Here is a 22996-nt window from a genome sequence, read left to right as displayed (position 1 = left end):
CACGGGTCCTAACTCCGGGTCTCGGCAAACCAGCTTCAATGATCAGAACTTTGTTCCGACGGGCGCTCACAACATCGTCACCTTTAATCACAGCCCCCCTATCCCTCCTCGGGCTGAGTCTCCGCAGAAGGTCAAGCTGACCATCGTCCGGCAAACTCCCAGCATGAAGGATCGGGCGTGCTGGCCTCTCAGGCATGGGAGTATTGAGTCACGTAACTGTCGGCTTTCAGTGGGCCTCAAGCATCACGACTAAGGAAAAATTGCCGCACCACCAGCCCGCCTAGGCGCGGGCTTTACCGGTACCAGGGCGTACTTTTCGCGATCCCGCACTATCACTCCCCACCGCTTTTTCTATGACGTCGGAGGCAGAATTGATTAATTCAAACGATTCTTCACCAAAGCTCACTCCTACCCAATTTGAGCAGCACGTGCGGGCTATGCTGGATGCAATGGGGCATGAGGTACTTGATTACAGATCGGAGCATCAGGAGCTGATTCAAGGGGTCGACGGGGAATACGAAATTGACGTTAGCGCAAGATTTTCAGCGCTTGGTATGGACTTTTTAGTGCTCGTGGAGTGCAAACAGCACAAAAGCGCGATCAAGCGTGAAACGTTACAAATTTTGCATGACAGAATGCGTTCAATTGGTGCCCAAAAAGGAGTGTTGTTCACGACCTCGCGCTTTCAATCCGGCGCTTTGGACTACGCCAAAAAACACAACATAGCCACGGTCAAGATTGCAGACGGCCAAAGTACCTATATGACCAGATCGTTCGTGAATGTACCTATACAACCCCCTGTGGGTACCCCCCCGGTAGCCGGATGGTTAGTGAGCGGAAACAATTTTTCATTGGTTTCTGCGGACTACGGCGAGGCATTGGAGCGTTTTCTATTCAGCTCACAATCCGGTCCCCTGATTTAACGGAAAACGACCATTACACAACTGATCGAGGCGATACGCGCAACCGCTGCCAAGTGGCGAGCAGGCAACCAGGAGCAACTTGGCGGCGTCGTGCTGGTGTGGGATGGGGATGTGTACGGCTGGAAGAATGAATTGCGTGATCCGGCAAGCGAACGCCCAGGCGTCTACGCGGTGGACAAGGACGGACTGGTCTTCAAGGCCGAAGGTGGCGACGACTCCAACGGGGCGAAAGCGTGGGTCGCTGTTGCCCCCGATCAGGAATAAGAAAATATGACACTGGATGGTCTTACCTTCATCGTAGAAATAGCTAAAGCTGTGGCATGGCCTGCAGCTGCAGTTTTGCTCGGTTCGCTTTTTCGTAAGCAGGTAGCGGATCTCTCAAAAGCTCTCACTAAAGGGAAATTCGGCAGCTTGGAATTTGAGTTCGCTCGACGTGTAGCGGATGTGGCGGCATCTGTACCTGATTTACCATTATCTTCGGTGTCTCCTACGACTGTCAGTCATGCGGCTGAGAACCCACGTGGAGCGATATTGGAGGCATGGTTAGCTGTAGAGGAGCAGGCAATAACTTTAGCGCTGTCGCGCAGGCTAGTGCAGCCGACGGCCCGCCGCTACCCAATTGGTGCTATCCAAGGTATCGCTAAATCAGGACTTCTCAGCCCGAATCATGTGCTAGCTCTCAGCGAGCTTCAACAATTACGTAACCGTGCAACACATGATCCTGATTTCTCACCAGATCCCGATGCAGTGGTCAGCTATGTACAGCTAGCCAGTGATCTAACCAATGAGTTGAAAAATCTCACGCCACCTGATTCTGATGTCTAGGATAAATATGGATCTATACTGCATCACGCCTTATCTGGAGCGGGCCAAACGCCTACTGGAGCAACCTGACGAGGCGTCCCTGCGTTATGCAGCGCTAGAGCTGCGTTTCGCTATGGAAACCGTTGTTTACCGACAGTTGCAGGAGTATGGGGACGTCATACCCGTCAGCGTGGCAAGTCAGTGGAAGCCGGATCAACTATTAAAGTTGCTAATCTCCTTTGATCCGACGTCGAACCAAGGCGGAGATTTATCGTTTGCTATCGAAGGGCCTGACGTAAAACCAATCCCACAAAATTTCAAATCATTAGGAGAAACCAAAGCTATACCTTGGAAAGAGTTTAGAGCCAACTATAATAAGCTTGGATCTTACTTGCATGCGCCACAGTCTAATGCTAAGAAAAAGCCTAAAGCTCTGACGACAGACGCGTTCACAGCCATCATATCTAGGCTTGAGGACTGCACGAAAGCCACGGCCATTTTTGCGCTCAAGGCGATCATATCGGCTCAATGTGATTGTGGGAATATGCTTTATGTTGGACAGGGCGAGTTTGATAACGATGAGCTCGTCGTCTGTAGCAACACTATGTGCAACAGACTTTGGCGGAAAAACGCAACCACCGAAGGCGATCAAGTGCTTGAAAGGGTAGACAAAATTATCTTTAATTGTGTTGCTTGCCAAGCAGTCATTCGAGTTTCGCCAGAACTTATCTGGCAGCCGATCAAATGCTCAAATTGCCCCTGCACTTTTCGGCTTAATTTAGCTTTCTCAACCACAACTCGGACTGAATAGAAAGTTGAGTCTGAGATGGGACAGTCGATGGTTCATTCTGGCGAGCTATCCAGGAGCACAGCTGGCCCGGCTGGGCCTGCAATCCGAGAGTAGCAATGCTGGGTGCTCGGATGCCCAAGACCTACGGGTTATTCGTATAGACGGGCAAGCCGGCAGTGTTCTACCTCGAAACCAAGGGTTTGCTGAACTCTGGCAAGCTATAGGAAAAGTCCCGGGTGCTCTTAGTCGTGATGGCATGCTGGGTTGGTAAGTAACCAACGGAGGCCGTGGCCATGAGCGCCGCAGCAGAGTTTGAAGCACAGATTGACGGATTACAGGTCAAAGGCTGGGTAGCCAAAGACGGAAGCTCCTACCGGGCGTATGGAGACTTTCGCGGCGAACGAATTGACGTTCGCAGCACTACCCAGTCGGGAGCTGAAAGCAAGTGGCGCGATAGGGCCAACCATAAGGCTAACGAGTAGGAAAAAGTCGCCCAGATACCCCACAAGACGCGGCTTCCGCGTTCGACACCACACGAAGAGCCTGCAATGAATCCTCTCCCCAAGCCGACAGTTCGCGAGCTGATCTACAACGTTGTAAAGCGGGCGGGGCATGACGTGCAGCCGTGGGGCTTGAAAGAGAATGGGCAGCCCGTTAAGACGCCATCTGCCAACCCCTTTTACTGCTATCGATGGGCGTTCGTACATGAACACTCGATCATTCTATCAATATGGTGGGAAGGTATCGAAGGCGATGAGATAGGGGCATTCTACGAAGCCAATTCTAGGACAGAGGCGATGGAGCTGGAGCGCGCCGTCGAGGACTGGCGTCACACTTCTAAGCGGCGGCAGCAGGCCGGAGGCTGGGCTCGTAGTGCACGGCAATTCGATGATGGTGAAGAAAGCTTACCGCGAAGATCTTCCCATTTACGGTTTTTTAGTAGCCCGTAAGGATTCCGAAAAACAGCTTGGAGCATTTGAGCGTTCTGAAGCGAGCTTTCGACAACTCGATACTGAGTTATGGCATGTCGAAACGTACGAGATAGAGTCTGGCCAGTATCTTATCCGGCGTGGTGCGGCGCCAATTAATACAACAGGGATGGTCGACACCATTGCAGGCCCACCTCATGAGAACAGTCAGTCTAGGTCTGGCCAGGCTAATGCCGAGAATGGTGCGTCGTTGGTTGGCGCACCTACATCAGTCGATCAGTTCATAGGGACTGAACGGCCAGAACAATACATTCGAAGTGGATTGGTTTTTGAGCGTTTGGCCGAAGTCCGTCGGTATGTCCTCAACCGTGCGAAGGGGCATTGCGAGCTTCTCTCCTGTCAAGCTCCAGGCTTTACTACCGTCAAAGGCTACACCTACCTTGAAACTCATCATGCGACACCACTATCGGACGGCGGCGCCGACAGCCCCGCTAACGTTATCGGGCTGTGCCCTAACCATCATCGCGAAGCTCATTACGGCTCAAGCAGAGAAGCGATTTACAAAGAAATCATGCTGAGCATCGCAGCATCAGAGACAGGCCTCTGTCCATAAAGGCGGCTACCGCGCCCTTGGGCTTGCTGGCCGATGCCAGCCTGGGCGACAAGTCACCCCGTCAATCACCAGCTCCACGAATAACGGGTTATCTGTTAAATAGGCCCCCTGACTTTCCGACGGTCCGGGGGCCTTTTATGGCCGCAGATTCTTGTTCATTGCGAACGACAGCTATCGACCCAAAGCAGCCGCTCGACCTCAAGGCCTTTGCCAGTTTCTAGCCATGTAGAGCGGTATTCCTATCAAGACGTCTTTGACTTCCAGCGCTCTAGACACGTAAATTTTTCCGTAGAAGGATCAGATGAAGCGCGGATATGGATATCGATTTGAACCCATCAACAGCATTGAGCGTACCCAGTTTTGACCTGGGAAATTACGTGCTTCGCGAGATACGATCTGAGGACATCCAGGCCGTTTTTGCAGGTCTCTCTAACCCAAGCGTCATACGCCATTACGGCGTGTCTTATCACAGCCTTGAGGCGACCGTAGAGCAAATGCGGTGGTATGAGCGGCTTTTGTCTGAGCGTGAGGGTATTTGGTGGGGTATTGCAAGGCATGAAGACGACGAGCTCATCGGAGCCTGCGGATTCAGTGACTGGATACACGAGCATCGCAGTGTCGACTTGGGATACTGGCTACTGCCTGCCTACTGGAGGCGCGGAATTATGCAGAAAGCGTTGCCGGAGGTTTTACGGCATGCTTTTAGGCATATGAACATCCATCGGGTGCACGCAGATGTGGAGCCCGAGAATGCAGCTAGCTTCCATCTTCTCCGTAAGCTCGGTTTCCTTCACGAAGGAACCTTGCGTGACGTTGAATACAAAGAAGGAAGCTATGTCAGCTTGCATCAGCTGAGCATCATACAAAGTGACCCCGTAGCAATGGAGCTTCACGACCCGAACATTGGTTGATCGCAGATCAAGGCTTCTCCACTTGCATCGCGTCCCAAGTCTGAACCACGCACTTCGCCGCCGGCGCCAGAGCGGCCGAGGTGATTCAAAGATACGGAACGAAGGAGCGTGGGAACTCTCAGAGTAAGTGAATTTCGTCACATACTGGGAAAAGAATCGCCCATGCCACACTCCGCTCATTATCGAATCGACTACGTTCACGATGGTGCCGACAAGAGCTTTTACGTCAGCGCGCAGACCATGAGTAATGCTGAAGCATGGCGCTGGGCTGCAGTGGATTTGGGGGTTGCTCAGATCCCGAAATATCGCCGAGACAAGGTGCAGGCCGTTAGCAAACCACTCGCAGAGCGGCACGGTATTATCCAGGTGCGGTGGTCGCACGCTTAGACAATCAGCTCAGTCTCGCACACCGCTTCAAAGAACCATTAGTGCAGCCTGGCGGGCTTTCAAGACTGCACCGAACAAGAACGGATAATCAGCTTACCCCGTTGGGTCCCTCCAGCACATGCCTTACCTTCTTCGCCAGATCGGTGGGCACGTAGGGTTTGGATATCACATCAAACTCGTTGCCCCCTGCATCCGTACGCTCTAGCGAGTTTTCGGAATAACCAGTTGTCAGCAACACCTTCAAGGCAGGGTAAAAGCGCTTGGCTTCCCGGGCCAGCATCACGCCGTTCATTCCACCAGGCATGATCAGGTCGGTGAAAAGCAGGTCAAATTTCTCTCCCTTGAGAATGGCAAGCGCCTCTTTACCGCTGTAGGCCAGTCCGCACCTATAGCCGTATTCTTCCAAAACCATCCTGGCCAGTTCCGCGACGTCTGGACGGTCTTCCACAATCAGGACCCGCTCTCGGCCTGATTGCTCGACGATCACCTCCATGACGGGAAGGGTATTGAGCTGGCTGTCATCCACAGGGAAATACATCCGAATCGTTGTGCCGATGTTCTCTTCGGAATAAATCCGGGCCGTTCCTCCGGATTGCTTCATAAATCCGTACACCATGGAAAGGCCTAATCCAGAGCCCTTTCCTTCGTCTTTGGTGGTGAAGAAGGGGTCCATCACTCGGTTGACGATGGAAGGCGGCATACCAGCGCCGTTGTCGGTAATAGCCACGCTGACATAACGTCCAGGCATCAATCCGTCATATGACGTGGAGGCGAGGTTCTGAATTTGTACGTTCTTGGTCTCCATGGTCAGACGTGGCTGCTGTCGTGATTCCATGGCATCACGGGCATTGATGAATATATTCAGCAACGCGACCTCCGTTTGGGTCGTGTCCACTCTGCAATTCCATAGATCACTTGCCAGAGACAACCTGATTTCGGTTCCGACCAACGTGCGTTCGGCCATTTCCTGTGATGAAGTGATGATGGCATTCAGGTTCACCACACGGCCCTGAAGCTTCTGTTTGCGCGAAAAGGCAAGCAGCTGTTGAGTGAGCGTTTTCGCCCGTTCAGCGGCGTCTCGCGCATTACCGGCACTGCGTAGAATCCGCTGTTGATCATAATGCGGTTTATCGGCGGTGCGCTGAATCATGTCCAGGTAACCAATCATCACCTGCAGCAGATTGTTGAAGTCGTGTGCGATGCCCCCTGTAAGCTGGCCCAGAGCTTCCATTTTCTGAGCCTGGCGCAGCCCATCTTCTGCATCACGCCGGCGGCTGACATCCAGCTGCGAGGCAAAGAAATAGATCAGCTCACCGGACTCGTTGTACACCGGCGAAATAAAAAGCGCGTTCCAGAAGGCCGAACCGTCTTTCTTGTAATTCACCAACTCAACGGCCACTTCGTTATTGGCAGCAATGGCCTCACGGACCTGCTTGACGGCAGCTGGATCGGTTTCTGGCCCCTGCAGGAATCGACAGTTGGAGCCCACGATTTCATCGCGGCTGTAACCGGTCATGTCGATGAATGCGTTGTTCGCGAAGATGATCGGGTTATCAGGCCGCTTGGGGTCTGTCACAATCATCGGCATGCGCGTGGTCTCCACGGCAGCGAAGAAGATGTTGTGATCTGATCCGCTGATGTCTCCGGTGGAGCTATCGTTTACACGTGTTGGGTGGCTCGCCATCGCTGCTCCGGCCTGTATCAAGCAGTACGCTATCTGTGAATAGTCTGTATATATGAACAGTGTTTAATGCTGTGGTGCAAGTTTTTGGCATATCGCATGCAGTTGGTCGACATCAAACGGTTTGGGTAACCAGTGCACGCGATGGTCATCCAGTGATTCAGCGGTTGAGTGATAGCCGGAGGCGACGACAACGGGCGTCGAAGGCTGAAGTCGCTTGACCAACTCAATGCCGTCAATCTCTCCTGGCATCTGTAAATCCGTAATCAGTAACCGCGGAGGATAGCCGCAGCTTTCGATAAATCTCCAGGCAGCATCGGCATTGCTGAAAGGAGTAGCCGTGTAGCCATACATTTCAAGAACGTCGATCACCAGATTCAGGATCATAAGCTCGTCTTCAACAACCAGGATGGAGTCCATTCGCAGCATTCCCGCTGAGGAGTGTTACGTTCCGACAGAATCTTGAGTGGTTGATTCCTAGTAATCACGTCGAACGGGCTGGTGGGATCGGTCCAACTGCAGCGATCAGGCCAAGTGAAACCGTAGATGGAACGATCCATCGACTAGACCACTTATCATGAAGAAGTGTTTCGTCCTCTCACGAATTTCGCTGACCTGCGGTGTGTAGCGTTCCGAGAACTGTTATTGTCAAATGGCCACTATGGCTCTGAGCGGCCAGCGACGCCGGCTCATCCTCGTGATCCAGGTGATATTTCATTCGATTGGCTGTTCTGCGGTAGCGACAGTCACTGCGATGCTGGGTCGAAGCCCGGTATTGCTAAGAACATACTAAAAGACATTGAGACAGGGATAGATCTTGAATGAAAGCGGATTTCAGCGATGCCCCGGAAAGGGTGACCCGACGACGTCGCAGCCGTAGCATTCGTAGCCTTGTCGCCTGTCTAGCAGTGGTGGGTATGGTGGCCGCCGCCGTTTTTTTGTTGATTGGCCGACCAGAGCCTCTTAGGTTAATCCCCCCATTAGGGATTACGTCCCAAGCGCTAGATGGAGACACCAATACAGGTTCTGTCTTACGATCCGAACCAGCGTCGCTTGACACTGTTGTGGACTCCGCTTCCCGGCAAACCAGCTTTAACGATCAGAATTTTGAACCGACAGGCGCTCATAATATTGTCATCTATCATCCAAACTACGACGGTACCCATCGGATTGAACCGACGCAGAAGGTGAAACTGACGATCGTTCGGCAGACGCCTAGCATGAAGGATCGGGTGTGCTGGCCTTTTCGGCAGGGAAGTATCGAGTCTCGCAACTGTCGGCTTTCAGTAGGTCTCAAGCATTGAGGCTAGCGAGGGGGCGACTAGCGCGCCCCATTGCCTTACCGGGTGCTGTCATCCAGTGCGATAAGTCACTGCGCTTACCTCATCTCCAGAAACGCTAAATCTCCTTAAGCCCACAAGCCTGGACCCTTGATGCGGGGGCATTTGGGGCAGCGATCACCTGTTTGTTGAGGGCTTGCCGACGTTCTCTGTGTAATCCGCCTATTTTAAGTTATCCACCTGCGGGCCGATTACTGGGTAATCCCTTCCCTTTTCGGCGAGTACCGTTATGTCTTGGTTAACCAATCTCAAATTGAAGTCCAAGCTTCTAACCGCCTTTGGCTTGTGTGCGTTGATCACTGTCGTCGTAGCGGCACTCGGCAAGTCGGGTATCGCCGGACTCTACGAACAGGTTCAAGGCATCACCGGTAATAATCTGGTATCGATCAAAAAAACCGATGCAGTTAAGGCTAACCTCATCGGTACCAATCGGGATCTCTATAAAGCGATTGTGCTCACCACTTCAAATGCCGAACAGTCCGATATCGACGCCGTTTTCGAGTCATATCGCATGAATCAAGCTGAGGCCTTGGCCTCGTTCAAGGCGTATCGGGCCACGCCGCTGGAGGCTGACGAGCGCGCAGCTGGTGATGATTTCGAACGCGATTGGCCGACGTACATTGCGGCGGTGGACGCAGGTATTGCGGCACTCAAAAACGGTGATGCAGGATCGGCCAAAAGAATCGCCAACGACGTGGTAACGCCGGTATACAAAAAGCTCATGAGTGAGGTCTCGATCATCATTGAGTCGAACTCCCGTCAAGCCAATGAATCGACGCAGGCCGCCGCTGACACAAATTCGCAAGTCACCTGGACTCTGATCATTGGATGTTTGGTGGCCGTCGCGTGTGCGATCGCCCTTGGGATGATTGTAACGGCGATGATTACTCGACCGATTTATCGATCTGTGGAAGGAGCCGGACGTGTTGCTATTGGTGATCTTACTCAGACCATCGAGGTGCGCGGTAAGGATGAAACGGGTCAGCTCCTCAAGTCGCTATCTGACATGCAGAGTGGCCTCAAAAACACTGTACACCAGATTGCCGATGCGGCTAACCAGTTGGCCTCGGCGGCAGAGGAGCTGACTGCGGTTACGGAGGATAGTACGCGCGGATTAGTCACGCAGAACGGCGAAATCCAACAAGCAGCCACCGCTGTCAACGAAATGACAGCGGCTGTGGAGGAAGTAGCACGAAACGCAGTCAGTACGTCGCAGATATCCAATCAAACCGCTGAAGATGCAATGAAGGGGCAAAAACAGGTTCAGCAGGCGGTTACAGCCATCAACACCGTGACAGAGGTAATCAACGATTCGACACAGCGTGTCGAAGCATTGGCTGAACAGATCCATGACATCACCAAGGTTCTGGAGGTCATAAGCGGTATCGCCGAGCAAACCAACCTGCTTGCCCTCAATGCTGCGATCGAAGCTGCTCGGGCCGGTGAACAAGGCCGAGGTTTTGCCGTAGTCGCGGACGAGGTGCGAGCCTTAGCTCACCGCACTCAAACTTCAACAGGTGAAATCGAAGCCATGATCAGTCGGGTGCGAAATGGTGCCGACGAAGCTGTGCATGCGATGGGCAAAAGCCGGACTCTTGTGCAAAACACACAGTTGCTAGCGACCGAAGCCGGATTGGCATTAGAGCGAATCAGCAATGGGGTAAGTCAAATCAACGAGCGTAATCTGGTCATTGCCAGCGCTGCAGAAGAGCAGGCCCAAGTAGCGCGGGAGGTGGATCGCAATCTGGTGAACATCCAGGACCTATCCACGCAGACGGCTGCAGGCGCGAATCAGACCAGTGCCTCTAGCCAAGAGCTGTCGCGGCTAGCGATGTCGTTCAATAGTTTGGTGGGGCAATTCAAGCTTTAGCAGAGGCTACCGAACCAGTGTCCTTTACGATCGCGAGCTTGTGTTTTCGTAGCGTCGGTATCTACGCGGCTTCATACTGGAAGCCCTAAGCTTTAACGCTTGCCTCCTTATCAAGGTTTAAAAAAATGGCCTCGTTGCGCCCAGTGATATCAACCGGCAATGTCGGATTCGATTCAGTGTTGAGAGGAGGCCTACCCAGCAATCGGCTTTACCTTCTGGAAGGGACGCCTGGGGCAGGCAAGACTACGCTTGGACTTCAGTTTTTGCTGGAGGGAGTAAAAGCCGGCGAGTCTGTCCTGTACATCACCCTTTCAGAAACCAGCGAAGAGCTGGAAGGCGTCGCACAGTCGCATGGCTGGACTTTGGAGGGTATTGATCTTTTCGAACTCTCCTCAACTGAGGAGGTGCTGGGCGCGGGTTATGAGCAATCGATCCTGCACCCCTGGGAGGCGGAACTGGGTGACACCATTAAGCTAATCCAGGAGCGGGTGGACAGGATAAAGCCGAAGAGGTTGGTATTTGACAGCCTTTCTGAGATGCGGCTTCTGGCTCAGGATCCTTTGCGCTATCGCCGTCAGGTATTGGCCCTGAAGCAGTATTTTGCTGGCCGGGCCATAACCGTTCTGCTTGTGGACGATCTCACGGCTTCGAATGGTGAAAGAGACAACCATCTTCACAGCCTTTGTCATGGCGTCATCACGCTTGAACGATTGACTCTGGATTTCGGAGCCGCCCGCAGGCGCCTTCAGATTCAAAAATTACGCGGCGTTGACTTCATAGCGGGTTTCCATGACTTCACAATCCGCAAGGGCGGACTTGAAGTGTATCCGCGGTTAATCGCGGCAACCCACCATGTCCCGTTTACCGCAGAGCCTGTAGACAGCGGGATTGCGGCTCTGGATGACTTATTGGCAGGCGGTCCCTTGAGGGGCACTAGCACCTTGGTAACCGGGCCCGCAGGATCTGGCAAAACCACGATTGCGCTGGCTTATCTCGCAGCCGCTTGCAGTCGGGGTGAGAACTGCACCATCTACGAATTTGACGAGCGCGTCGCTACTCTGATTTCACGCGCGGATAGCATGGGGATGGATTTGAGTCACCACATCTCCAGTGGTCGCTTGGTCATTCAACAAATCGACCCTGCAGAGATCTCACCAGGGGAATTTGCGTGGCGTGTGCGCACCGAAGTTGAAGAGCGGGGGTGCACCATGATCGTGGTCGATAGCTTGAACGGCTACATGGCAGCGATGCCCCAGGAGCAACAACTGATCTTGCAGATGCACGAATTGCTTTCCTACCTCAGCCAGCTTGGCGTGGTCACGTTCCTGATCAATCCCCAGCACGGCCTGGTTGGCTCAATGTCAACAAACCTCAACATTTCTTACGTCGCCGACTCAGTGATCCTTATCCGATTCTTTGAGGCGCAGGGACGGCTGCGTAAAGCAATTTCTGTCCTGAAGAACCGTAGCGGCGCCCATGAAGACGCGATTCGAGAGCTTCGCATTGACTCGAAAGGCGTGCGCGTTGGTGAACCGCTGGCCAACTTCCGGGGCGTATTGACCGGAACTCCAGAGTACTTTGGTGAAGACCTGCCCTTGATGGAAGAACGAAAGCGTGGAGACTGAGCGATTCTCTGCGGGGAGAAGCTTACTTGTTGTGGCCCCTTTCAACGGGGATGCAGCTAGCCTGAGCAAGCTCTTTGGCACGACCTACCCGCTTGAAGTCCATAGTGATCTCCACTCACTCGCAGCGGCCGTGGGTGAAAGCACGGGGCTGGTGATACTCACCGAGGAGAGTCTGTCCGGCGACGTGCTCAGTCTTGGAACGGCACTCGAGCTTCAACCACGCTGGTCCGAGATTCCAATTATTCTTCTCGCGTCCAATAAAGGGCGGTCCGGCCGAGACACCGAGATGGCTCGGCGCAGGCTCCCTAAATCGGCGGGTCACGTGGTCGTCCTGGAGCGTCCGCTCAGTTCAGCTTCGTTGTTGAGTGCTACAGCTGCAGCGTGGCGGTCGCGTATGCGCCAATTCGAAATGCGCGAGAGTATTGAGCAATTGGCGGAGGAGAGGAGACGGTTACATATCCTGCTTGAAAACATTCCAGTGGGTGTGTGCTTCATGGACACGCAAGGTACATCACTCGTCAGCAACCCTTTGCACCGGCGCTATGTGCCGGGAGGCATCATGCCTTCCAGGCAACCTGACGTTGCTTCTACGTGGGTAGCGCTTGATGCCGACGGTAGGCAGCTGGAGCCTGATATGTTTCCGGGCGCTCGAGCGCTGAGAGGAGACCCGGTATCTGGCTTGGACTTTTACCATCGCCTAAATGACGGCAAAGAGTCATGGATGCGTGTCAGTGCTGTTCCTTTATACGATGAAAAGCAGTCCATCATCGGTGCAGCTTCTGTGATCGTCGACATCAACGAGGAGAAGCAAGCTGAACTGACTCTGCGCAGGTTCAATGAAGAGCTTGAGATTCAGGTTGAAGCGAGGACCCGTCAGCTAAACGCCGCTGTCGAGCAGCTCAAGGCCGAGAGTGAAGAACGTGCGCGCGCCGAGGAGCAATTGCGCCAATCCTTGAAAATGGAAGCAGTGGGGCAGTTGACCGGTGGCATTGCCCACGACTTCAACAATATGCTGACGGGCGTTATCAGCGCGCTCGACCTTGTGAAACTTCGAATGAACAAGGGCCGCCTGGACGGTATTGATAGGTTTATGGACGCAGCGCAGAGTTCAGCACAAAGAGCTGCTTCTCTGACGCACCGTCTGCTTGCCTTCTCTCGACGCCAGTCCCTGCATCCAAAAGCAGTTTCGGTCAATGAGCTTATCCGATCGCTAGCCGATCTACTCAAGCGGACGGTTACGGAGAACATCGTTCTCAAGGTTGAGCTGAGCCTGGACCAACCCTGGATTTTTGTAGACTCCAACCAGTTGGAGAACGCGGTTCTCAACCTGGTGATCAACGCACGAGACGCCATGCCTGATGGCGGTGAATTAACCATTGCCACCTTCCTTGATGCGGGAACAGGGACAAGCCCTTTCCAGCACGTCTGTCTGCAGATACGTGATACAGGGTATGGCATCCCCGATGATCTCCTAAACAAGGTTACTGAACCATTCTTCACTACCAAACCTATAGGCCAAGGCACTGGCTTGGGCTTATCCATGGTTTATGGATTCGCTAAACAGAGCAACGGTCGTCTCTCCATTGAGAGTAAAACCGGCGTAGGGACTGTCGTTTCAATCTGTTTACCGGAACATCAGGGGATCGAGGAAGATCATCCGAGCGGCGCCTTGGAGGTCACCGCAGGACAAGGTCAGACCATCCTTCTGGTCGAAGATGATGAGTCTGTGCGCCTGATCAATCATGAAGTGCTAGCCGAGCTTGGATACCGGGTGTACGAGGCCCGCAGTGGTGAAGAAGCCCTGAAGGTGTACAACGATTTGCAAAAGGTCGACCTCTTGCTTACCGATGTCGGATTGCCAGGAATGAACGGGCGTCAATTAGCCGAGATTCTTCAACAACGTAAGCCGCGTCTTCCAGTGTTGTTTCTCACAGGGTATGCAGAGGGGGCTATGGCAAGGGCCGATTTTCTAGGCCCTTTCATGCAGCTACTCACTAAACCACTGGCTTTAGACGTGCTCGCCAGTCGAGTGGCAGAGATGATCGCGGAGTCAGACGCAGGCGTTGAAACCTTGGTAAATGACACTGACCGCGTTTGAAAACGCCGACTTGTAATAGCCCACAACATTCCCTCTTATGCGGACAGCTCTTGGCCAACAGCTGTGGTAGCCCTATTTCGCAAAGCGCTGCGCGACAGCGACACCGATGCCTCGGGCTGCACCCGCGCCGAATACGATTTCCAGTTCGGCGGCCATGTTCAAGTGCCAGTCCTTCATGACCTTGATTTTGGCGGTTTGTGCTTGGCTGCGTCCTTTTTTAGCCTGCATTCCTGTAAGTCTTGTTGAAGGAAGCATAGCTCGCGTTTCCCTTTGGTCTGAAAAGGGCGTCGGTATGACGCCCGAAAAGGCTGTACGCTATGCTGGTGGGGCATAGCTGTGCCCCTGACGTCCAACGACTGCCAAATGCTGAGCGCGGGCACGCTGCTATTGCGTACGCTGCGCGAATTTGGCCTGATCAGCTCCGCGCAAATGCAATCGCTGAGCGTCGAGGCCCACACCGAGCTGGCCAATTGGCAACTGCCATCCGAACCGTATGCCGAAGGTTCAGATGACCGAGCCGCCAGAACGACTTGAAAGGAGTTCTCCCAGGATGACCATGACCCCCGAGCGTGTCGCGATACGCGTCGAACTGCTGATCGAAGCGATCCGTGGCGGGATGAGCGACGCATTCGCCGAGCACAATGCTGCTTTGACCATTGAGTACATCGAGCAGGTGTATCAAACGGGCATCATCAGTGGCGCGCAATTCGACGGTCTTGTGATCGCAGTAAACGACGCGGCAGACAGCTGGCAGCCGAAGGTGGACGCCGACGGCCTGCCGCTGGAGTCCTGAGCCGGCTGCACTCAACGAAATTATTGTAAATCGATAAGAGTAGCTGCCAGAACGAGGAAAACCTCCCTAGATACGCAACACGGGATGCCCGGACGCAGTCCTTAAAACGACATCGGCTGTCTTGTGCGGCGTTTGAGCGTGACTGACTAGCGTTCAGCAACCGCTTCATGCGGCCGCTGAAGGCATGAACTCCAATACAAAGCGCGTTCCTGGGTGGGCATCTTCCCATTTCGGTGTGCTGCCAAGCTGACGCCCCAGCCTCGCGATAAGCTTCATTCCCAAGCTGGTAGGTTTTTCGGTACCAAGCGCAGCGGCCTGGCCATCACCCCGATCCCGAACCTCCAGCCGTAGCAAGCCGCGGCCTATCGCTTTCAGGCTGGTGTGCACGTCTCCCGGTTTCTCGGGCGGAGCGTACTTCATTGCATTAGTCAGCAGTTCATTCACCAGCAGACCTAGCGGAATAGCATCGTCAGTTGAGATAGACGCAGCATCAACATCAAAAGTTGCTCCGTTGCCCGTGCCTGAAACCGAGAACTGGCTGCACAAACCGCCGATGAAATCAGCAAGGTCGACATTATGCACTTCGTTGGTACGCCATAGGCGATCATGCACAGCCGCAACCGTATGCACGCGGGACTCAGCGTCAGCGAGCGCGCGTTGCACTTCGGCATTACCAGAGCTGCGACCTTGCAGGTGCAACAGGCTCGCTACCATGGACAGACTGTTTTTTACCCGGTGACTTACCTCCTTGGTCATCACGTCCTGGTGCTCCAGAGCCTCGCTGAGTTGCAATTCACGTGTGCGTAAAATTTGCTCCGAATGCTGTCTTTCCAGGGCAACGCCCAATAAGTTAGCGAAACCCTGCATGAAGGCGAGGTCAGCTTCGGCAAATAATTGTTCGTTCGGACTATCAACCTCCAGAACACCGTATTTCTCGCCGTTTAACTGCAATAACACGTTAATGGCACGTTTGATGTTGTGATCGGCAAGGATCTTCGGTGTCCGGAAACGCGTTTCACCCTGTAAATGATTTGAAATGACCGGTCTCCCTGTCTGAAATGCATAACCGGCAGGGCTTTCCAGGTCAGCGCCCGCTCGGGCAATCCCTACATATCCAGACTTCCAGCCGACTCCGGCTTGAAGAAGAAAATCGCCCGCTTCTGGCTGGTACTGCATGACCTTGCAAAACTCGGCATGCATACCTAAAGCACAGATGCGCGTCGCTTCTTGTAAGAGCGCCGGAATATCATGGGTTTTTAAGGCATAAAGGCCAAACTCTGCTGCCAGCTGTTGCTGACGCAGGCGGTAGGTAAGCTCTTCCGCAAAGGCTGCGCTTTGCTGTGTAAGAGGCACTGATTCAGCGCGTGATCGATCGTGCATATGTACCTTTCAATGTAGGACTATTTGGTCCAGTCACATGTTCATTGCCTGCCAGTCCCGAGCCCCTGACGTTGGCGGGCACATACCCTGCGCAGGAGCCGAGAAAGATCCTCGATCGAGTATGGCTTGTGCAACAGCTCAAACCCGGAAGTGCCATTTTTTGCCAACACATCGCTGTATCCAGAGGCCAGCAAAACAGGCAGACCCTGATAGGTGTCGCGAATATGGTGCGCGAGATCGATGCCATTCATGCCAGGCATGACAACATCTGAGAACACAATGTCAAACCGGCTCGCGTCTTTAGCTAGCTCTAGCAACGCCTGCTCAGCGTTGTTGGCCAACACCGGTAGGTAGCCCAGGTCAGTCAATGAGTCTAACGCGAAAGCACCAACGTCCACATTGTCCTCTACCACCAGTACACGGAGGCCATGTCCATCCATCATAGGCAGCAGCTCATCCTCGACCTGTGCTGACGCTGACTGTTCAATCCTGGGCAGGTACACCGTAAATGTACTTCCGAAACCCTCTGTGCTGTCCACAGTGGTTTCGCCTGCAGACTGCTTGGCAAACCCAAAAACCTGGGAGAGCCCAAGCCCCGCGCCTTGTCCAACTCCCTTGGTAGTGAAGAATGGCTCAAAAACCTGATCCAGATGTCTTGGCGATATGCCGTGCCCAGTATCGATGATTGATACGGCGACAAATGCTCCAGGGAAAAGCTGGAAGTCCCGGATTGCGCGGACCCCTTCAACTTTTTCAACCTTGATTGTAAGACGGCCGCCGCCATTCATCGCATCCCGCGCGTTGATTGCCAGGTTGACTACTGCTGTGTCGAATTGGGTTGGATCGGCTTTCACAAGGCAGGGCAGATCAGGCAGATCCGTCACAAATTCAATCTGCGATCCGACGAGTGTCCTGATCATTGAGGATAAGGAGCGCACGCTCTCGCACACGTCGAAAACCTCAGGTTTAAGTGCCTGGCGTCGCGCAAATGCCAATAGCTGCGCAGTGAGTTTGGCAGCGCGATCCACTGTCTCTGAAATGGCTCCGATGTATCGGGCACGCCGAGCATCTGTAAGCGCTGGTCGGTTAAGCATGTCTGCTGAAGATTTGATGACAGTCAGCAAATTATTGAAGTCATGCGCTACACCACCCGTCAATTGGCCGATGGCGTCCAGTTTCTGGGACTGTCGCAGTGCCTCTTCAGCCTGCTTGAGCGCTTGTGCCTGCTCCTTATCCGAAGTGATGTCACGGCCGGTAGCATACGTAAGATCTCCTGCCGGAGCTGCTGCCCAGGAAATCCAGCGCACAGAGCCGTCCTTGTGCCGATAGCGATTCACCAACCTTGGCAAGCCTCCATTGGCTGCCAAGGTGTACGCTCTAACCGTATCGTGGTGATCGTCAGGGACCACAAACTCGTTCACATGATGACCAATCAGCTCGTGCGGCTGATAACCGAGCAGCTCTGACCACGCTGGGTTGACCCGTAAAAAAAAGCCTTTGAAGTCCATGACAAGGAGGAGGTCAGGCGAGGAAACCCACAACCGGTTTAACTCCTCAGTGCGTTGCTCTACCTCTTGCTCGAGCGTCTCATTGAGCTTGCATAACGCTTCTTCAGCGTGCTGTTGTCGTTGTTTTGACAAGACCTGATCAGTAATTTCGGTGCAAGCGCAGAGAAAGCCCCCCACTTGCCCGTCTTGCTTATGCAGGGGCGTGTAGGAAAAGGAGAAGTGTGTCTCCTCTGCGTGGCCTCTGCGGTGCAGCACCAGCATGATGTCGTCCATGCTGACAGCTTGGCCTCCGTAGGCCATCGTCACGATCGGCGACAAGTCGTCGCGAATTTCACTCCAGATCTCGAGCAGCGGATTTCCCAACGCAGCTGGGTGCTTGAATGCGAGAATTTCTGCGTATGCCTCGTTGTACAGCAGTTCCTGTCGAGGTCCCCAGGCAATGAACATCGGCTGTCTTGAGCACAGAACTACCTCAAGAAGCGTCAACAGCTTTTGAGGCCAAGTACCATAACTACCAAGGGCTGTGCTACTCCAATCCCTGTTCCGGAAGTGGATGGCCATGTCGCCGGCAGTGTTGAAAAGGGCCGCTGCAGACGCACTTGCGCAGTTGGCTGAAGACGACGCCACTGCGGGAATATCGGAGAAATTGGTCATGCGTAAGCTCAGAGTTCTAAAGATGATGCGTCGGAGACCAATTTTCAGTTATCCGCAGGTTTAATGGCTAAAGGTTGTTGGGTTCATCTGATCCATTATCTTTCGCTCAAGCTCCATGACAAAGCAGGCAAAGCGACCAACGGGCTGTTATCGTTTGTTAAGCGTGACCTGACATCAAGTGAGATCGAGGATTTGCATGGACGTTCCTCCCAACGCTATTTTTGGGGAAACAAAGCTGTCAATGCGCCTGCACGCATACGCCGGTAATGATCAAGTCTGGGCTGAAGCCTCAGATGATGCGTCAGAGCGACCATCAAGCGGCAGGTGCACTGAAAAGCACGTCCCATTTTCTGCGCTTGATGTCACGTTAACGGTTCCATGATGACCTTGTGCAATAGCCCGAACGATATACAGACCCAGCCCGACACCGCGCTGCCCGCATTGCGTCTGTCCACGAATCATCGGTTCATACATGGTTGCGAACAGGGACTCTGGAATCGGCGGGCCTTCATTCCGGACCGAGAGGGTAAGCTCTTCGGCGCTGATCTCGTACTCAAGAAGGATAGGCCTTCCTGTCGCGCCGTATGTAGCAGCGTTGGCAACCAGATTTCCGAGCAGTTGATGAATACGGTCCGCATCAAGATAAGCCGAGCCCGAATGGGCATCATGGTTGCGCAGCTCGATGTTAGAGAAGCTTAGCCGGAGCTCATCGACGATCGAAATTATAAGCTCGGTAATGTTGACGTCAGTCATGCGCATGGCCAATCCCTTGCCGACACGGGCCTGAGTGAAATCAAGCAGGTCTTCCACTAGGCGCTGCGCCCTAAGCGCGGACCGCTGCACGTTTTGCAGCACTCGCTCCTTTTTACCGGGAAGTGGCTCGCCGTTACCAATCAAGCTGGTCCCCATCAAAATGGCCGACAGCGGGTTACGAAGATCATGACTCACGATGCTGACCATTTGCTCGGCCAGTAGTACGCGGTCCTCAGCTGCGACCCGAAGTTGCGACTCCACCAGTTTGATGACCGTTTCGGCCTCGCGCTCGGCTGCAAGCGCCTCGATGCGCGCAAGCGCACCTCCCACGGCGCTGCAAACGTGTTGGAGATGGCGCACATCGCCCTGAGAGAATCTTTTCGCCGTCCCGGCGACGCACAAAGCACCGTGAACCACTGCCTTGCAGCCCAATGGCAAGGCGAGCAGAAACAGGTCGCTTTCATCGTAATGCGCCATCGTTGGCGAACCTTTCGCCATTGCGTCGCTTAGCGCAGTCCTGTGTCTCGACAACAGGAGATCACTATGGATCTGCGCTCCTGATCCGGCTTTTCGGTCCTGCGACGATAAAGACAAGCCATCCACTCCATGCATTAAGGCTGCGCAGGTGTCATAGTCACAAATCCAATGCAGGCGGTCAGTAATCAGCTTTGCCAACTCCGGTACGCTCTGCAGACTCACGCACTCGGATATGAATTCCAGCAGCAAGCTCTGTCGCGTGAGGGCATCTTTCATGTCGGTATCAGACCTGGAAGAACATATCGTCGGGAGTCACCCCGGTCGCGTCCGCGACGATATTCAGGTAGACGGCTAAACCTACGACCGATATTAACTCCATGATGTCCTCGTCGTTCAAACCATGGTTACTAAGGGACGCGTAGTCTTGCTGTGTCATGCCTTGTGGATTGCGAGCGCACTTCACCCCGAAAAGGATGATGTCGCGCATCTTCTCAGGCGTAAGGTCTTCAACGTGCTCAACCAGCGTCTGCAGCGTCGCTATATCGATTCCCAGGCTCCTGCAGCAGGCCAGATGCGCAGCTTCGCAGTACACGCACTTGCGATCATGCGAAACTGCTGCGACGAGCATTTCTTTTAGGGTGCGAGGCAGTTTTCCACTCAGCATCACGCCTTGCAGTAAGCCCCACGTTCCTTTCGCCGCTGCCAGCGAGTGGCCGTGCATCTTCATGAAATTAGGGGTCATGGGGAATCCCATGCCTCGCTGGAACTCACCGAACACTTCCTCAGACTCTTCGGAAAACTCGCGCGGTATTTCTAATGTTGAAAATGGCATCATTATCCTGCTAACTGGCGGCTGTCGAAGCCTGGCCCTGCTTGGCGTTAGCGCCCGCGGCTCAAGCCGTTCAGGCTATATTAGTCACCATCAAATGGCGAGGTAGTGACGGTACCCCTCCGCAGAATGTTTATTCTCGAGTACTCCTCACCAACTCGACCCACATTGCCTGAAAAATCGTGGTCAATCAGGCCATGCGCCTCTTTAATTCCTGCGGGAATGTGCGAGGGCTGATGACCGCTTCTGCCGTGAACGAAAGCCGGAAATGCCGAACAGGCTGGGACCATGGCAGACGTCATCGCAATCCCGTTGTTCCGCAAGGCTGCAGACGAGTTGAAAATCATCATTGATTCAAATGCTCGCCAAGCTGGAGAAGTGGGACAGAACGCAGAAGACACTAATGGGCAAGTGACCTGGGCGGTGATTATTGGCGCGTTTATCGCCTTCGTCAGTGCATTGGCCTTGGGGGTGTTTGTGATCCGATTGATCACCCGCCAGCTTTATCAATGAGTGACAAGCGCAAGCCGGATCGGTCAGGGTGACCTGATCCAAAGCAGCCGCGAAAAAAGGGGGGCAGGCCCTGACTCACCTGGTAACTACTGTAACCGCGCTGTACCCGGTATATCGACTACCGCGCCCTTCGCCATGGAACGGTCACAAAAAAGCCTCGGATGGAGCCAAGGCTCTACAACTCGGCTTGCAAGCCGGCGATTAATCACCAGGCTTATGTTTATGGACGGGAAGTGTGGGATGCTTCTTTTCGTTGGGCGGATCTACATGTCGTCTCCGGTCGTCTTTCCCATCTTCACGCTCGGGCTTCGGACCTGGTTTGATATCTGTAAACATATGTACTCCCCTGAGTTACATTGTATTAGATGCTTCTGAACCATAGCACACAGGCCTGCGTCGTAAGCTGAGGCGCTCAGACCATTTACCAACGGCGGTTGACGACCAACCAGCGGTGGGTAGCGCCCTTGTTGCTTTCTACCTCGGGTCTTTTACCCTGCGCACGAGATTAGCGGCGCAGATAAAACCGGGAGCGATCGGATCCTTGAGAGGCCATTAGCTGGCCTCGTAAAGCTTGTTAACCAGTCAGTACATCTCTCTAGATGTCGTAGCTGACGGTGATGATAGCTGTGACCATAGAGCAGGTTTGAGCAGTGTCCCGAGGCTCAAATGCCACTCTTGGGCGTCTCAAACCACTAAGCCTGAGACCATTGTACTTCGGCGATTCCGTGCCGCTCAGCGAGGGGTTTGCTGACCACTTGGACCTTGTCGCGCCGGTATTTTGGGATCTGTGCAACTCCTGAATCCACTGCAGCCCAGTGCCACGCCTCGGCATTGGTCATCGTCTCCGTGCTGACGTAAAAGCTCTTGTAAGCGCCGTTATGAATGTAGTCGATTCGATAATGGGCAGAGTGTGCCATGGGTTGTTCCTTATCCCGGAAAGCTACGGATTACGCTTATTCCGAAAGTCGCTCGCCACCTTAGTTCCAGCAATCTTTCTCGGTGGAACAAGGTCATCAAGCGCCGCTCGTCGCGATCCTTACTGCAGGAGCGTCCACTGGAAGTCCCGGTCGAAGATGATGACGCTGTCCGCCTGATGAATACCGCGATGCTCGAGCTGGGCGCGCCAGGCTAGCACGTGCGATCGGTCACCACACGAAACTCATCTGTAGAAGCCAAACCGACAAAACCGCAGAAGTCTTCCAGGTCATTCTGGTAGCACGTCGGGTTCGAGAATTGCGCAGCGCCTAACGGGACTGAGGTTGAATCTGAACTCAATTTTTGCCTGAATTCTTTCTCATTGATGTGGAACAGAGGTAAGCCTGCAAGACTTTAGCTGCTCGCACTGGTAGTACTCGCGCGCAGTGTTGGATTTCGCTCCCTACCGCTGATCCGTATAAATGCTGTCTGCCTTGAACACTACTTGTTTTCCTCGGACAAAGCGTAGGCGCGTCTTCTGCAGCGTCCGCCGCCACTTCGTGGCCACAGCTGCACCCATCGAGGATTCACCATGCGTTCTTCCCATCCAATACGTTGTGCCCTGGTTGCTGCAGTAACCGCCGTCAGCTTGGCAACCTTGGCCGGTTGCGCTCGCGATCCGGAAAAACCTACTTTGTCGGAATTAGCTGTCAGCTCGACTAAGAGCTTGTTCCGCACTGACAGCGACATGCAGAAAGTGCTCAACGCCCAAGCGGCCTTCGATCCTAAGGCCATTGAAAAAACCACGCCGGACGAAGCCCGTAAGCAGCCTACTGTGGCAGATGGTGTAAAGCAGGTACTGGCCGACCAGAAGCGTGACAGCAGCCCCACAGCACTGGTCCCGGGCGTGGCAACCCATGAGATAACCGTAGCCGGTGCTGGAGGGAACTTGCCAGCAACCGTCTATACCCCTGCTGGTAACGGACCATTCCCCGTAGTGCTGTATTTCCACGGCGGCGGTTGGGTGATCGCGGACCGTACCGTGTATGACGGTGGCGCCCGCGGCCTGGCCAAGCAGGCCAATGCTATCGTGGTGTCAGTGGACTACCGTCGCGCGCCTGAATATAAATTCCCGGCAGCCCATCTAGACGCTGTTGCTGCCTACCGCTGGCTCACTACCAACGCTGCTAGCATTGGCGGAGA

General features: G+C 53.9%; 22 protein-coding genes and 2 pseudogenes. 15 read left to right on the top strand and 9 right to left on the bottom strand.

Going from position 1 to position 22996, the window contains the following annotated elements:
• Window positions 1-371 precede the first annotated feature (371 nt).
• From QMX88_RS00115 to QMX88_RS00085, 7 genes are all read left to right on the top strand, one after another.
• Window positions 372-923: a restriction endonuclease gene (locus tag QMX88_RS00115; protein ID WP_282365349.1), complete on the top strand. Its 552-nt coding sequence runs from the start codon at window positions 372-374 to the stop codon at window positions 921-923.
• A 12-nt stretch (window positions 924-935) separates the two neighbouring features.
• Window positions 936-1187 carry an antirestriction protein ArdR gene (locus QMX88_RS00110; RefSeq protein WP_282365502.1) on the top strand — a complete coding sequence of 84 codons (252 nt, stop codon included), beginning with the start codon at window positions 936-938 and terminating at the stop codon, window positions 1185-1187.
• A gap of 6 nt (window positions 1188-1193) precedes the next feature.
• Window positions 1194-1748: a hypothetical protein gene (locus QMX88_RS00105; protein ID WP_282365348.1), complete on the top strand. Its 555-nt coding sequence runs from the start codon at window positions 1194-1196 to the stop codon at window positions 1746-1748.
• Between the two features lie 7 nt (window positions 1749-1755).
• Complete coding sequence (locus QMX88_RS00100) at window positions 1756-2538, top strand: hypothetical protein (RefSeq protein ID WP_282365347.1); 783 nt, start codon at window positions 1756-1758, stop codon at window positions 2536-2538.
• Window positions 2539-3405: 867 nt separating this feature from the next.
• Window positions 3406-4059 carry an HNH endonuclease gene (locus tag QMX88_RS00095; protein ID WP_282365346.1) on the top strand — a complete coding sequence of 218 codons (654 nt, stop codon included), beginning with the start codon at window positions 3406-3408 and terminating at the stop codon, window positions 4057-4059.
• Between the two features lie 314 nt (window positions 4060-4373).
• Window positions 4374-4970: a GNAT family N-acetyltransferase gene (locus QMX88_RS00090; protein ID WP_282365345.1), complete on the top strand. Its 597-nt coding sequence runs from the start codon at window positions 4374-4376 to the stop codon at window positions 4968-4970.
• A gap of 162 nt (window positions 4971-5132) precedes the next feature.
• Window positions 5133-5357: a DUF6555 family protein gene (locus tag QMX88_RS00085; protein WP_282365344.1), complete on the top strand. Its 225-nt coding sequence runs from the start codon at window positions 5133-5135 to the stop codon at window positions 5355-5357.
• A gap of 88 nt (window positions 5358-5445) precedes the next feature.
• Here QMX88_RS00085 and QMX88_RS00080 read toward each other — a convergent pair whose 3' ends face one another.
• A complete protein-coding gene (locus tag QMX88_RS00080; RefSeq protein ID WP_282365343.1) occupies window positions 5446-7041 on the bottom strand; it encodes a histidine kinase famiy protein in 1596 nt (531 codons plus the stop codon).
• 63 nt (window positions 7042-7104) lie between these two features.
• Window positions 7105-7458, bottom strand: coding sequence for a response regulator (locus tag QMX88_RS00075; protein WP_282365342.1), 354 nt, complete (start codon window positions 7456-7458; stop codon window positions 7105-7107).
• A 1149-nt stretch (window positions 7459-8607) separates the two neighbouring features.
• Here QMX88_RS00075 and QMX88_RS29500 point away from each other — a divergent pair.
• From QMX88_RS29500 to QMX88_RS00060, 4 genes and pseudogenes are all read left to right on the top strand, one after another.
• Window positions 8608-9390 (top strand): annotated as a pseudogene (locus tag QMX88_RS29500) (MCP four helix bundle domain-containing protein); the annotation flags it as partial.
• A complete protein-coding gene (locus QMX88_RS29495) occupies window positions 9385-10248 on the top strand; it encodes a methyl-accepting chemotaxis protein (RefSeq protein ID WP_442969420.1) in 864 nt (287 codons plus the stop codon). The pseudogene QMX88_RS29500 and the gene QMX88_RS29495, both read left to right, overlap by 6 nt.
• 125 nt (window positions 10249-10373) lie before the next feature.
• Window positions 10374-11873: an ATPase domain-containing protein gene (locus QMX88_RS00065; protein ID WP_282365340.1), complete on the top strand. Its 1500-nt coding sequence runs from the start codon at window positions 10374-10376 to the stop codon at window positions 11871-11873.
• Between the two features lie 394 nt (window positions 11874-12267).
• Window positions 12268-13971, top strand: a complete 1704-nt coding sequence (locus QMX88_RS00060) for an ATP-binding protein (RefSeq protein WP_282365339.1) — start codon at window positions 12268-12270, stop codon at window positions 13969-13971.
• A gap of 72 nt (window positions 13972-14043) precedes the next feature.
• Here QMX88_RS00060 and QMX88_RS00055 read toward each other — a convergent pair whose 3' ends face one another.
• Window positions 14044-14226, bottom strand: a complete 183-nt coding sequence (locus QMX88_RS00055; RefSeq protein ID WP_282365338.1) for a hypothetical protein — start codon at window positions 14224-14226, stop codon at window positions 14044-14046.
• A gap of 108 nt (window positions 14227-14334) precedes the next feature.
• Between QMX88_RS00055 and QMX88_RS00050 the strand changes: the two genes are divergently transcribed.
• Both QMX88_RS00050 and QMX88_RS00045 read left to right on the top strand, forming a co-directional pair.
• The gene (locus QMX88_RS00050; RefSeq protein ID WP_282365337.1) at window positions 14335-14505 is read left to right on the top strand and encodes a hypothetical protein; all 171 of its coding nucleotides are present in this window, start codon (window positions 14335-14337) and stop codon (window positions 14503-14505) included.
• A 16-nt stretch (window positions 14506-14521) separates the two neighbouring features.
• The gene (locus tag QMX88_RS00045) at window positions 14522-14764 is read left to right on the top strand and encodes a hypothetical protein (protein ID WP_282365336.1); all 243 of its coding nucleotides are present in this window, start codon (window positions 14522-14524) and stop codon (window positions 14762-14764) included.
• A gap of 165 nt (window positions 14765-14929) precedes the next feature.
• Here the strand turns inward: QMX88_RS00045 and QMX88_RS00040 are convergent, their stop codons facing one another.
• The 4 genes from QMX88_RS00040 to QMX88_RS00025 form a co-directional block, all read right to left on the bottom strand.
• Window positions 14930-16144, bottom strand: a complete 1215-nt coding sequence (locus QMX88_RS00040) for a sensor histidine kinase (RefSeq protein ID WP_282365335.1) — start codon at window positions 16142-16144, stop codon at window positions 14930-14932.
• Between the two features lie 41 nt (window positions 16145-16185).
• Window positions 16186-18306, bottom strand: coding sequence for a hybrid sensor histidine kinase/response regulator (locus tag QMX88_RS00035; protein ID WP_282365334.1), 2121 nt, complete (start codon window positions 18304-18306; stop codon window positions 16186-16188).
• Between the two features lie 270 nt (window positions 18307-18576).
• Window positions 18577-19812, bottom strand: a complete 1236-nt coding sequence (locus QMX88_RS00030; protein WP_282365333.1) for a sensor histidine kinase — start codon at window positions 19810-19812, stop codon at window positions 18577-18579.
• Between the two features lie 7 nt (window positions 19813-19819).
• A complete protein-coding gene (locus QMX88_RS00025; RefSeq protein ID WP_282365332.1) occupies window positions 19820-20368 on the bottom strand; it encodes a carboxymuconolactone decarboxylase family protein in 549 nt (182 codons plus the stop codon).
• A gap of 285 nt (window positions 20369-20653) precedes the next feature.
• On the opposite strand from QMX88_RS00025, the gene QMX88_RS00020 reads away from it, so the two are divergent.
• Window positions 20654-20878, top strand: coding sequence for a hypothetical protein (locus QMX88_RS00020; protein ID WP_282365331.1), 225 nt, complete (start codon window positions 20654-20656; stop codon window positions 20876-20878).
• A 692-nt stretch (window positions 20879-21570) separates the two neighbouring features.
• Here QMX88_RS00020 and QMX88_RS00015 read toward each other — a convergent pair.
• Both QMX88_RS00015 and QMX88_RS00010 read right to left on the bottom strand, forming a co-directional pair.
• Window positions 21571-21795 carry a DUF6555 family protein gene (locus tag QMX88_RS00015; RefSeq protein ID WP_282365330.1) on the bottom strand — a complete coding sequence of 75 codons (225 nt, stop codon included), beginning with the start codon at window positions 21793-21795 and terminating at the stop codon, window positions 21571-21573.
• Window positions 21796-21974: 179 nt separating this feature from the next.
• Window positions 21975-22119 (bottom strand): annotated as a pseudogene (locus QMX88_RS00010) (tyrosine-type recombinase/integrase); the annotation flags it as partial.
• Between the two features lie 266 nt (window positions 22120-22385).
• On the opposite strand from QMX88_RS00010, the gene QMX88_RS00005 reads away from it, so the two are divergent.
• Window positions 22386-22996, top strand: a 611-nt coding sequence (locus QMX88_RS00005) for an alpha/beta hydrolase (RefSeq protein WP_282365329.1), incomplete at its 3' end; no start/stop codon positions are given.

Source organism: Pseudomonas sp. PS02290 (genome assembly GCF_029960075.1).
GTDB lineage: Bacteria > Pseudomonadota > Gammaproteobacteria > Pseudomonadales > Pseudomonadaceae > Aquipseudomonas.
This window is presented reverse-complemented; position numbering and strand designations above follow the sequence as displayed.